Genomic DNA, 11868 nt, shown 5'->3' on the forward strand with positions numbered 1-11868 from the left:
CCAAATACTACCGACACGGGGCGGCTAGAACCATCACCCAGATGCGATCCGCCGCCTCGTACAGCGCGAACTCTTCGGCCTTGCGTGACAGCATATTAGCACGATGCCCCCGCGATTGCGCCCAAGCTGACATCACAGCGTCCAAACCTTTCTGCCCCTTGGCGATGTTCTCAGCCACAAAACACCATTCGTAGCCTGCCTTGCGCACCCTTTGGTCCACGTCAGACCCATTGGAGCCGGTATGCGAAAAGAACCCCTTCTTCACCATGTCCTCAGCATGAGACTTGGCGGCTTTCTCCAACTTCCGACTATAGACTAACCCTTGAAGCCCTTGGCTTTTGCGAAACGTGTTTAGTTCGTCCGCTGCTATAGGATTTGCAGCGAGTGGCGCGGGCAAAAGAATCGCCAGAATCAACAACAAACGCGTCAGCATTTTTCCACCAAGTTCTGTCTATAATGGCCCACGCGGGTTAATTGAGAGCATGTGATTTCTCGCACTTCTTGACGATCTTAAGCTATCGCACCAAAGATTCAATTTCCTAGAGGGTAGCCCCACAGGCTGGAGTTACGACGCGTCAAACTCGTACCCCCTCATTGAAATCGCTGATCCCATCACGACGCGCCTCACCTGCTTGTATCGGTGCAGCGTGTTTGAATTGTGTCTGAGATAAGAAAATAAGGGGTCTACAGGCAGTTGGCGACCGCGGACCGCAAAGGGCAGATCGTAATTTCGTCGCCTGACTTTTTGGGCGCTCAAATTAGATTTCCTGCGCTCGGCGAAGCAATCTGGTCGCTATCTTTCACATCAAATGGAAGTAGCCTTCTAGCTGGTGCGGAAGGTGGTGCGCATCTGATTGATGTTTCAACCGCTGAAACACTGCGTCGCTTTGCGCTCGACTACGGTAGTGTTACCAGAGCAACCATGCACGCTGATTCATCTAGAATAGCGGTTTCCACAAGCATGGGTGAAGTGCTCGTTTGGCCAACTGACCAGACTGCAATGCCCCTGACTTTGAAGGTATCGGATAATCTCGTTTGGTCAGTGGCCTTCAACCCCGATGGATCACTGCTGGCCGCTGCGGACAGCGACGAAACAGTGTCAGTCTGGCGTCTGGAAGATGGAATGCGACTGCAGAACTTCACAGGCCATGCCCGCGGAGCCACGGACCTCCTTTTTTTGCACGATGGCGCCAGCCTAGTAGCATCCGACAGAAGCGGTGGGCAACATGTCTGGGACCTGAGCTTTGGAAAATTGATTGGCCGCATTCCAAATGCACATGCAGGAGCCATCTGGCGTCTAGCAAATCATCCAGATGGGCAGCAGTTTGCAAGTTCCGGTGAAGACGGAATAGTGCGTATTTGGGATGTTCTGAGCACCAAGGCAGCATGCAACCTGAGCGATGGCGTTTTAGGGACGCAACAACACGAGCAATATCTGGGAGCGGCACGCGATGATGTCTGCGCCAGCCTTAGATCGCAGTGACTCTATTCACGATTTATTGATGCAGGCTTGCGCAGTGATACTCCGGCGCTGTGAAGACTGTCATTGGCAATCTCGCTTCAATAAGGCAAATGACGCTGCACCAGCAAAAGGCAGCTTTGTCCCGCATACCCGACATTCGTTCCATTGTCGGACTGGACTGGGGTTCAACCAAAGATAAACTGATCCGCAGTGAAAGACCATGGAAATCACAACTGAATACAATGAAATAACTGATGACATTATCTCGATGTTTTTGGACACATTCTCCGCATCGGAAGGACCCAAAGCTGGCGGACTGATAAAGGCGTTGGTCACCGAAATGCTGTCTTCGCTGACCACTAACGACATGCTCGTGTTCTCTGCGGTTGAGAACGGGGACGTCTTGGCCAGCATCATCTTCACACGGATGACATATCCGGAAGATGATCGAACGGTATTCATTCTGGCGCCAGTCGCGGTCTCAACCGATCGGCAGGGTAAAGGGCTTGGGCAACGCCTGATTGGTCACGCGCTTCAAGCTCTAAGAGACAGTGGGGTTGATGTTGCTTTGACCTACGGGGAAAACAACTTCTATTCGAAGGTGGGCTTCGCTCACATTACAGAAGCCGATGCTCAGCCGCCTTTGCCACTCCAGTATCCGGAGGGATGGCTTGGTCAATCCCTGACAGCAGATCAATTCACCCCACTCAAAGGCACTTCTCGATGCGTTGGTCCACTAGATAATCCAAACCACTGGTAGTGCGTGAGTCGGTAAATGAAGGCTTCCTGCTCAAGAACTGGGGTTCCTTCTCTTTGTAGTATAGACATACCCGTTGCCTTCACTCACTGGCAGAAACGACTTTCTAGCGCTGGCGCATTTTAATGAAGTGGGCCTTTGAGCAGGCGTAGCGAAACGATGGCTTGTCCGCGAGGCAGGCATCAAACCGTTAGAACCGCGTTAATTTCCAACCTAATATGTCAGATGGCTGGTTTGAGCCCAGAGTTACTGTTCCTACAGACTGAACCAAAGTCGGCTTTCGTTAGCTCTGCGCCTCATAGCAAAGCGGATAATCTCAGTAAGATCGGCGGCAGGTCTCAATTGACCCGTCCCATCTGAAGACCGCAAACCTAACGCGGCTTGTATCGCAGATCTGCGATGTTCTAATGCTATCGACAATCGCCCATCAAAAAAGGCTTTGCTATGACTTCTGAAGGCAACCATTTGGATCCGAAAGACTGGGATGATTTTAGCCATCATTTGCACAAGTTAATGGATCAATGCATAGCTCGAATGAAATGCGCGAGGGACTTGCCTTGGCAACCTAAGCCTGACGGGTTTGCCGGTCGCTTGTCCCTGACGCGAGAGGCCGTTGGTGTTGGTATTAAGCAAACGTTCGCTCAGTTGGCTGATGACATCATGCCCTACGCGACCGGCAACACGCATCCACGGTTCTTCGGTTGGGTGCATGGGGCCGGACTGCCGGTTTCCGTTGGGGCAGAATTGGTTGCAGCCACGATGAACAGCAACTGCGGCGGCCGCGATCACGGGGCCATCGAAGTCGAGCGGGTCACGCTGGATTGGCTGCTTGGCGTTTCTGGATTGCCCGAGAGTGCATCTGCCATTCTAACGACTGGTACGTCGCAAGCGACGATCTTAGCGCTGACGGCGGCGCGAAACAAGCAATTTGGTCATGACGTTAGAAAGACCGGTATTCGAGCGCTGCCAAGCGTAGCTGTCTACGTGCGCCGCGGTACGCACTCGTGTATCGGTAAGGCGCTTGAATCGATGGGCTACGGGACAGATGCAATTCATGTTGTCGACACAGACGATGACATGAGGATGGATATTGCATCATTGAAACGCGCTGTTGCAAAAGACAAGTCCATTGATCGCGTTCCTTTGGCCGTGATTGGCACAGCGGGTTCGGTCAACACAGGTTCGTTTGATAGTTTAAACGAGATTGCGGATTTTTGTGTAGACCAAAATATCTGGCTTCATGTGGATGCCGCCTTTGGATTTTGGACACGACTCGCGGATCATCCTTGGGCACAGCTTGTTGACGGGATGGAACGGGCAAATTCGATCTCATGTGATTTTCACAAATGGATGTCCGTTCCTTATGACTGCGGAGCCTGCATGATCTACGATCGCTCCCTGCATTTCGACACGTTTACGTCACGCCCTAGCTACCTTGAACAACAAAATGAAGGGCTTGGAGGAGGCGATCTGTGGTTCTGCGACTATGGGCTGGAGCTTTCGCGCGGATTTCGCGCCCTTAAGGTCTGGGCCGCGATTAAATCGATCGGAACACAGGCCTTCTCTGCGTCCATTACGAACAACTGCAAGCAGACTGCATTGATGGCTGAGCTGGTCGAGGCATCTGATGTTTTGGACCTTTCGTTTCCCGTCACTTCTAATATTTGCTGTTTCTACATTGCCTATGGAGACGTGAACAAAATCGCAGCCGAGCTTCAGCTTTCTGGTGATGCCGTATTCTCAACAACCGTCATCAAAGGCAAGGCGTGTCTACGTGCAGCCTTGGTCAATCACCGCACAACATCCGAGGATATTCGTCAATCAATCCAAGCCGTTGAACGCGCGGTCAGACGTCACAAATAGTGCTTGACGCAGGCAATCGGGTCTGAGCAACCAATCATGTTCTTTTTGCAAGGAACCTGGGCAATTAACTCAAAAGTACGTCGTTCAATATCTGAACTTTGGAAGGACATTTTCCAGTTCATTTTTCACGACATCTTTCCATTGCCCCGCGCCCTAGAAACTAAGTTTGTTTGATCAAATAGCTGACAACATGCTGGAGAAACTAAGTCGCGCGTTCTAATAGGAGGAAAACAGTAAACGTATCATGGATGCGGCTTTTGGCACAGCAGCAGTCAAAGGCCGCTTTGTCCACTAAATGATATTCGATCTCAACATTCCTGATGGTTTTCAGCATTATTGAAGACCACCACTCGCGAAACCAAACATGTCAGAGGCTTTGAGCGGAGCATTGCCATGTTACACGGTTCAGCTCGGGCATTAATTACCTAGCCATATTAGGGGATTTTTTGCCCCGCAGATCTTTGTGCGAGCGACTCAAGAAAACACGCGGAGATTGGCGCATACACTTACGATTCACGTATGACGGGCGACGCTGCGTGCACAAGCATATTTCTAGTCCGTGTCAGGACAGAAATGCTCAATTCTTGCTTAGGAGCGAATACAATGAAAACCAAACAAGTCGCAGTTCTTGCAGCAGTCGCCTTTGCATTACCCACTTTGGTCACCGCACAATCTGCAGACGCTAACGGAGATGGTGTACTGACCATCGAAGAGGTGCAGGCTGTTGCCCCGAACGTTGATGCAGAGACTTTTTCTGCCATGGACGCCAATGGCGATGGTACACTGGATCAAAACGAGATTCAGGTTGCAGAAGAGGCAGGGGTCTTGCCCCCCCCCAGAAACGGCTATCCTGCTGAGTGAGAATGGTGGCCCAATCCTCCCGGGGTCGCCATTCTGTTTGATTTCCACGCAAAGCTTGGTGGAATAGCGTGAGGACTCGCCAAACTAGTTTCTTGGCTTGAATTAACAAAAATGTTTACTAAGTGTTTCTCCGCTCCGCTATGCTATCCGAATGTGTGGACGCTTCGGCAGACCTGAAATGACATGGGCGGAACTCTATGCCCTGCAGAACTGGAACGTGAACGGCGTTCCTATCCCAACTGAGCGCGATCCAAACGCCCAAGACCTGTCCATGAGCTGAAACTCAAGCCAACTTAAATGTTGGATATAGCGTTCCATCCATGACGACCGACTTATTAGCTCTACGGCCCACTGGCGGCTTGTACCGCACTGGTTCCAGGAAGACGTGAAGCAATGGAAACCCACCACTTTCAATGCAAAGATAGAAACGCCACATAAACTGGGTTCGTTCTCAGACACCCGGATTTTGCACCGGTGCCCGTGGCCACAGCGAATGAGACCAAAGCCAGTTGGACAATTTTTTTCATATAGAGGAGGCTAAACGCTTCTTTCGTCGAATGAAACCCACGCTGCACGACTCTCGGCCATGAGCGGACCCCGCCTTACCTTGAGCGAAATCGACGAGCTCGAAATCGACGATGCACTCAATCGAGGCGGTATCATCGGCAGATTGGACCTAAGCTTTGTGGCGCAAATTCACGAAGCCATGCAGAGGACGCCGTTTACGTCTCAACGCAACAAAGAGCGGCTTGCTGTGTTGTTCTCGACCTATCTGTAACGGCCCCGCTTAGGCGGGGCCTTTGCTTTCTAAAGTGTGCTTTTTCCATATTGCTAAACGTACATTCGCCCTCTGTTCTGACTTCTGAATTGTTTCGTGTGCGCTTCCATGTTCTGCCCCTATATCGATGCCATTGAGGTGTCATAATACCCAAAAAAGAAAGAACAAGAAGGGAACAAATAAGACTCAAAGGAGGTTTTTGAGATGCACTCATTGAGCACCAATTTGCCGTTTCTTTTAGCAACAGGAAATTTTGCTGCGACCGAATACCGATTGAGTTATTGTCCTGCATGCTCAGACAATTGGAGTAGAGAATGGCTCAGCATTCTCGGACAAGAACTGAACTGGTCGCGATACCTAGTGACCTTGTCGGCACGCGTGCCGCAGTGTTTTTCTTGCTCAGTAGACCTAAGCGCCGCAAACTCCACATCGGATTTGCTGACCGAGCCGCTAACACTCCTACGCGCCCTTCAGCACTTGAGCCTCGCGGTCGGCACTACACAAAGACACTCCTTTTGACGGACGAGTTTATCTTCACCTAAGTCTGGCTGCATCAGTTCGAACGAACATGATGAATTCAACCACGTGTTCGCAACAAATAATAAGCTTTTACCACTCGTTAACCAACTTGTGGGCATGGGCCATGGGCTGGTGCATCAAGCGGTAACCATGAAAAAGTCGGCAATACTGGACAATTTAAAAGAGGTAATAGGCTGAGATAGAAAAAGGTTCGGCAAGCTGGTCAAGTATGACGATCACAACGGATTTTCAGAGGAAGAATTGAAGGGATTGGATGAGTTGTACGCACGCAGCCCACCACCTAACGCCATAACCGAACCTGCACACCCGCCGTCATACGTGTATCGAGACCGACTTTCACGAAAGAATGCTGCTGGTGGTGGCCTGATTAAAGACGACGACGGGGCTAACCGGCCTCACAATTGGGGGCATCGCGAGCGACTGCGGCAACGCTTTCTCAAAGGCGGTCACGATCCAATGCCGGAATATGAGCTTTCAGAGCTGCTACTTTTCAAAGCAATTCCGAGGATCGACATTAAGCCATTGGCAAAACGTCTGCTGGCTGAGTTCGGCGACCTGAATGGGGTCATTGCAGCCTCAAAGCACCGAATTCTCAAGTTAGATGTGGCTAGTGACCGGGTTCACTACCATCTGCGCGTTATAGAAGCTGTCGGGTATAGGATGGCACAGGCACAGAGAAACGACCAACCGCGGTTAGCTAGTTATGCCTGCAATACTCTTAATTCCTTGAATCATGGAATACACATATCTGAAATTGATAAATACCTACCCGGGCTCCCCACGATGGATCCGGAGGCTTTGTTTAGCTTGCTCTCACTTTCCTCGGAGCTTCGAGTAAGCAGTGGGCGGAATGTCTATCTTTCGCATTGGAACGACGATAGAAGAACATCACTTCCGGCGGCATTGAAAGAGACATTGGAGGAGGCTGTAGAGGAGGCCGAAGGCGGGTGCAGTTTCGACCTTTTGAGGATAAGGGTATCCGAGAAAATGAAAAGGAGTTGCGATCGTCAACAGCTATCAAGTGCTCTGCAAAACACCAATGCAATTTTGAAGCCAAACGGAAGATGGGTTTTGGACAAAGCGGATTAGTCGGACATAGTTATTTGTGACTTTTCAGCGTAGCTGAATTCCATCGGTCGTATCCAGAAAACCTCTAATCGGATAGGGGCATATAGTTCAAGCTGGACAGCTAGCGACCGCCACTCTCTGGGGAAGTCCTATAGCGGTTTTCGAATCTTACTAGCCAGATGAGAATCTCGAGCTCCACTGATCAAATGCTGCTGAATATCGGACAAATAGTGGTAAGGGTGATGGTAGAAACTCAAGAATAATATTTTTTACATTTTTTCAATGTTTTATGTTGGTGATTTGGTAGCGGAGGAGGGACTTGAACCCCCGACACGCGGATTATGATTCCGCTGCTCTAACCAACTGAGCTACTCCGCCACGAGTGTGAGGCGATTTAAGCGAGGGGCCGGGGAGGGTCAAGAGGGAAAAGCGTGCCTGCCGAGATTCTTTATTGCGTTGTTCAATGCGCATCCTGCTCTGCCAGCCGGGTGCGGGAATTCTCGGCGATCTGGCGGATGAAACGCGCGCAGATTTCGGGTTCTGTGATGAGTATCATGTGACCCCGGTGTTCCAGGACCTCAAAGGTCAGGCCGAATTTCGTCATTGTAGCACCGTGTAGCTCGGCGGACAGGATCGGGTCCTCTGTGCCGAACAGGATGCCTCCGGGCACGCGCAGGTCGTTATAGCGTGAAGTCAGGGCACCCATGCTGGCCTCTACCCCAACAACATCCTGTGAGGCGGTGATAAAGGCCGAGGGGCGAAGACCAAGGGCACCCCCAGCACGGTTCAGGAAGTCTGAGGGCGCGGGCTCGGGTGCGAAGACGTCTTTCAGCACGAAGGGTGCGGTTTTTCGGGCCATCGGGACGGCGATTGTATTGCCAATAAGGTTGCGCAGCCACTCGGTACGGATTTCAAGTGGTTTGAAAACGGCGGGCGGTTCCGGCATTTGTTGCGTCAAGGGGGCCAGAAGCGCCAACGCCGCCGTGTTGTCGGGATAATCCAGTGCCATCGCAAGAGACACGGCGCCACCTAGAGAATGACCGACCAGTGTGGCTTGATCGACGTTCTTTATTTCCAGAAACTCGTGGATCATTCGGGCTTGTTCGGGCAATTCCGCCAACTGGGCAGCATCGCGCGTGGAATAGCCACAGCCCGGACGGTCAACCGCGAGAACGTGATAATCCTGAGCAAGATCATCCACCAATGCATACGTAAAATGCTGCAATTGGCCTGATAGGCCATGGATCATGACAATTGTCGGGTTGGAAGGGTCGCCTTTTTCGACATAGTGAATGCCGCCACCGTGAACGGGCACGATCCGCCCCAGTTGCGGCACCATTTCGGTGCCCTGCCGCGTTAGGCGACGAGTCCAGATGTGCATCCCCAGCAAAAGGGACATCAGCAACAAGACAATCGTTAGCAAAATCGACATCACGGATCTCCGGTAGGTTTGCTCAGGCGATGGTATTGCCCGGGGCCCGATTGCACCATGCGTTTTCTGAACGGCTGAATTGGCAGGCAGATAACCGCAACCTAATTATTGGTGTGTAAATTGGTATGACTTGGTCAGAAAAGCTCCCAGCACCCGGTATGTGCGCCGCACTGATAATATGGTTGAACAGACCGCTCAGCGGTCAACTCGTACCGCTCAACACATCAGCAGAGGGTCGTGGCAGCAAATCAAGCAGCCCGAACACGCTATCGCGACAAGCAGGGCCAGCCCAATCCACAGGATAAAAAGCCAAAGGTAAGTCCGGCTGGCGTAGCACGACGCGCCGCCACCGATGCACCAGCAGGGTGCGCAGTGTTGCGCTCTGCAAGGGTGTAGGCGCCCAGCCTTCGGGGCGGGACTTCGCCGCGCGTTCGACCGCGCCCAGAAGAGCCTTGCAAGAGGCACGCAATTCGGGTGGACACAACCGATCCTGCACCCACTTGGGGGCTGCGTGCGGAGAGATGTCCAAGGCCAGCAAACCGTCCGACTGATCTGGAACGGGACCCGCACCCATCGCTACGTTGCGCCCAATAGGGATATAGTCATCGCTGAGCATCACGTCTTCAAGCACTTGTGTGCCCGATCCATCCTCGGCGATTAGAAGATGCCAATTTTCAATGGGCGAAGGACCGCGCGCATATATGCGCGGCGTGACGGCGGCGGATTGCGTCCGGCCGAATTCCGAGAGGACATGGCGCGAGACGCGTCCAATCCGGTCACTTTCAATCCAGCCGTCCTTGCGCAGCCGGTGCAGAGCGACGCGGATCGCTTCGGGTTTGATGCCCATCGGCTCAATTATCCGGGTCAGAACACCGCCCGAGATTTGCGCGCCGGGCTCTTGTGCCATGTCACCAAACAGCGAGACGATAATCGACCAGACCCGCTGGTCTTGCGGGTCCGCCAGTTCGGCCACAGCCGTTTCGAACCACGAGCGTTGTTTGGTCATGGGACCAGTTTAACCCATTAGGCCCAATAAGAAAAACAGGTAGTACAGCGGCTCAGCGGGCGTTCATGGTCAAAAGCTCGTATTCTGCGACCGGCTCATTATCCTGATTGGTCAGGGAAACGTTCCAGCGGACCTCGCCATAATCTTCATTGCGTGGGGTTTTCTGCTTTACCGTCAGGCGCACCTTGATGCTGTCGCCAGCAACAACGGGCTTCATGAACCGCAGCCCATCCAGTCCGGTATTGGCCAGCACCGGCCCCTCGTTCGGTTCAACAAATAGGCCCGCCGCAAAACTGAGCAACAGATAGCCATGCGCTACCCGACCGGGGAAGAACGGATTTCGCGCCGCCGCGTCCTCGTCCATATGCGCATAAAAGGTATCGCCGGTGAAATTGGCGAAGTGTTCGATATCCTCCAGCGTGACAGTGCGCGGGGCTGTGTGCAGCGTCTCTCCGACCTGCAACTCACCAAATTTACGGGTGAACGGATGGGCCGGACCTTGGATTTCGGGCGCTCCGGGCACCCATTTGGTGCTGATACCACTGAGCATGCGCGGGGAGCCCTGAATGGCCGTGCGCTGCATATAGTGTTTCACACCGCGCACGCCGCCCATTTCCTCACCGCCGCCCGCACGGCCCGGCCCACCATGCACCATATGGGGCAGCGGAGATCCGTGGCCGGTCGATTCAGCCATCGAGTCGCGGTCGTTGATGTAAATCCGCCCGTTATAGGCTGCGGCCCCCATCACTACGTTGTGCGCGACGTTTGTGTCGTGAGTGATCAGCGACGTGACCAGAGATCCCTGCCCGCGATTGGCAAGTGCCACCGCATGATCCAGATCGCAGTAGCCCATGAGGGTCGAAACTGGGCCGAAGGCCTCGGTATCGTGCACGCGCTGCGCTTTGTCGGGGTCAGCACAGTAAAACAGCATCGGGGGAACGAATGCGCCGGTTTCAGGGCCGTGCAGGTCGAACGCGTCGGGGTTGCCATAAACCCGTTCAGCCTCTTGCCCGATCAGAGCTGCCTTTTCCAGAACGTCGGCTTTCTGCCCGTTCGACACCAGCGCGCCCATGTGAGTGGTGTCGGAACGGGGGTCGCCGATGGTGATCCTTGCCAATCGGTCAGACAGCGCGGCAATTATGGCGTCGACCTGCGGCTGGGGCGCGATGATGCGTCGGATGGCAGTGCATTTCTGGCCCGCCTTTGTGGTCATCTCGCGCGAGACTTCCTTGACGAACAGGTCAAATTCGGGCGTGCCGGGCGTGGCATCGGGCCCGAGGATGGAAGCGTTCAAGCTGTCCTGCTCGGCCACAAACCGGACCGAGTTCTGCAAGATCGCAGGCGTCTGCCGCAGCTTCAACGCGGTGTTCGCCGAGCCTGTGAAGCTGACCACATCCTGACAATCCAAGTGATCGAGCATGTCGCCCAACCCGCCCGAGACCAGCTGTAGCGCACCGGCAGGCAGGATGCCGCTATCCAGCATGATCCGCACTGCCAGTTCGGTGACGTAGCAACTGTTGGTAGCCGGCTTGACGATTGCAGGCACGCCAGCCAGCAGCGTCGGGGCCAGCTTTTCCAGCATCCCCCAGACCGGGAAGTTGAAGGCGTTGATATGAACCGCGACCCCTTGCAGGGGCGTGCAGATATGCTGCCCCAAAAAGGTGCCATTGCGTGACAACTGCTCGATTTCGCCGTCCAGATAAACCTGCGCATCCGGCATCTCGCGCCGGCCTTTTGAGGCAAAGACAAACATCGTGCCGATGCCACCATCGATATCGATCAGGTGGTCCTTCTGCGTAGCTCCGGTTTCGAAACTCAGGTCGTAAAGGGCTTGTTTATGCGCCGAAAGCTCTTGCGCCAACGCCTTGAGCATCCGAGCACGGTCGTGGAACGTTAACTTGCGCAGCGTGGGGCCACCGGTATTACGCGCATAGTCAAGCATCGCCTGTACGTCGAGCGCGGCATTGCCAGCGCTGGCAAATGGTGCGCCGGTGATGGCGGATGCGATGGTGCGTGCGCCTTCTCCAGGCGCGACCCAAGTACCAGCGGCGAAGCTGGAAATCTGATGCAGGGACATGGTGTTCTCCTGTTTGATGCGGTG

At 53.6% G+C, this 11868-nt stretch carries 10 protein-coding genes and 1 tRNA gene; 6 read left to right on the forward strand and 5 right to left on the reverse strand.

What is annotated here, in order from left to right:
* Window positions 1-7: 7 nt before the first annotated feature.
* Window positions 8-433, reverse strand: a complete 426-nt coding sequence (locus ACR0KC_RS07565; protein WP_480438842.1) for a CAP domain-containing protein — start codon at window positions 431-433, stop codon at window positions 8-10.
* A gap of 567 nt (window positions 434-1000) precedes the next feature.
* Between ACR0KC_RS07565 and ACR0KC_RS07570 the strand changes: the two genes are divergently transcribed.
* The 6 genes from ACR0KC_RS07570 (at window position 1001) to ACR0KC_RS07595 (ending at window position 7350) form a co-directional block, all read left to right on the forward strand.
* On the forward strand, window positions 1001-1483 hold the full coding sequence (locus tag ACR0KC_RS07570) for a WD40 repeat domain-containing protein (protein ID WP_480771673.1): 483 nt from the start codon (window positions 1001-1003) through the stop codon (window positions 1481-1483).
* A gap of 199 nt (window positions 1484-1682) precedes the next feature.
* Window positions 1683-2222 carry a GNAT family N-acetyltransferase gene (locus ACR0KC_RS07575; protein WP_170799680.1) on the forward strand — a complete coding sequence of 180 codons (540 nt, stop codon included), beginning with the start codon at window positions 1683-1685 and terminating at the stop codon, window positions 2220-2222.
* A 531-nt stretch (window positions 2223-2753) separates the two neighbouring features.
* On the forward strand, window positions 2754-4082 hold the full coding sequence (locus ACR0KC_RS07580) for a pyridoxal phosphate-dependent decarboxylase family protein (RefSeq protein WP_480771674.1): 1329 nt from the start codon (window positions 2754-2756) through the stop codon (window positions 4080-4082).
* Window positions 4083-4685: 603 nt separating this feature from the next.
* Complete coding sequence (locus ACR0KC_RS07585) at window positions 4686-4943, forward strand: EF-hand domain-containing protein (protein ID WP_480771675.1); 258 nt, start codon at window positions 4686-4688, stop codon at window positions 4941-4943.
* Between the two features lie 586 nt (window positions 4944-5529).
* The gene (locus tag ACR0KC_RS07590) at window positions 5530-5721 is read left to right on the forward strand and encodes a hypothetical protein (protein WP_170799676.1); all 192 of its coding nucleotides are present in this window, start codon (window positions 5530-5532) and stop codon (window positions 5719-5721) included.
* Window positions 5722-6501: 780 nt separating this feature from the next.
* Entirely contained in the window at window positions 6502-7350 is an 849-nt protein-coding gene (locus ACR0KC_RS07595) for a JAB domain-containing protein (RefSeq protein ID WP_480771676.1), read from the forward strand.
* A gap of 280 nt (window positions 7351-7630) precedes the next feature.
* Here the strand turns inward: ACR0KC_RS07595 and ACR0KC_RS07600 are convergent.
* The 4 genes from ACR0KC_RS07600 to paaZ form a co-directional block, all read right to left on the reverse strand.
* Window positions 7631-7707, reverse strand: a tRNA-Met gene (locus ACR0KC_RS07600).
* A gap of 82 nt (window positions 7708-7789) precedes the next feature.
* Window positions 7790-8761, reverse strand: a complete 972-nt coding sequence (locus ACR0KC_RS07605; RefSeq protein ID WP_480771677.1) for an alpha/beta fold hydrolase — start codon at window positions 8759-8761, stop codon at window positions 7790-7792.
* 202 nt (window positions 8762-8963) lie between these two features.
* Complete coding sequence (locus ACR0KC_RS07610) at window positions 8964-9767, reverse strand: PaaX family transcriptional regulator C-terminal domain-containing protein (protein ID WP_480705703.1); 804 nt, start codon at window positions 9765-9767, stop codon at window positions 8964-8966.
* A gap of 52 nt (window positions 9768-9819) precedes the next feature.
* The gene (gene paaZ / locus ACR0KC_RS07615) at window positions 9820-11844 is read right to left on the reverse strand and encodes a phenylacetic acid degradation bifunctional protein PaaZ (protein WP_480705705.1); all 2025 of its coding nucleotides are present in this window, start codon (window positions 11842-11844) and stop codon (window positions 9820-9822) included.
* Window positions 11845-11868 lie beyond the last annotated feature (24 nt).

This window comes from Ruegeria sp. CF3 (genome assembly GCF_056537365.1).

Coding starts and splice junctions, on each gene's coding strand:
- ACR0KC_RS07580 (WP_480771674.1), top strand. CDS start 2,754: ATGAAATGCGCGAGGGACTTGCCTTGGCAACCTAAGCCTGACGGGTTT.
- ACR0KC_RS07575 (WP_170799680.1), top strand. CDS start 1,683: ATGGAAATCACAACTGAATACAATGAAATAACTGATGACATTATCTCG.
- ACR0KC_RS07585 (WP_480771675.1), top strand. CDS start 4,686: ATGAAAACCAAACAAGTCGCAGTTCTTGCAGCAGTCGCCTTTGCATTA.
- ACR0KC_RS07610 (WP_480705703.1), bottom strand. CDS start 9,767: ATGACCAAACAACGCTCGTGGTTCGAAACGGCTGTGGCCGAACTGGCG.
- ACR0KC_RS07565 (WP_480438842.1), bottom strand. CDS start 433: ATGCTGACGCGTTTGTTGTTGATTCTGGCGATTCTTTTGCCCGCGCCA.
- paaZ (WP_480705705.1), bottom strand. CDS start 11,844: ATGTCCCTGCATCAGATTTCCAGCTTCGCCGCTGGTACTTGGGTCGCG.
- ACR0KC_RS07590 (WP_170799676.1), top strand. CDS start 5,530: ATGAGCGGACCCCGCCTTACCTTGAGCGAAATCGACGAGCTCGAAATC.
- ACR0KC_RS07570 (WP_480771673.1), top strand. CDS start 1,001: ATGCCCCTGACTTTGAAGGTATCGGATAATCTCGTTTGGTCAGTGGCC.
- ACR0KC_RS07605 (WP_480771677.1), bottom strand. CDS start 8,761: ATGTCGATTTTGCTAACGATTGTCTTGTTGCTGATGTCCCTTTTGCTG.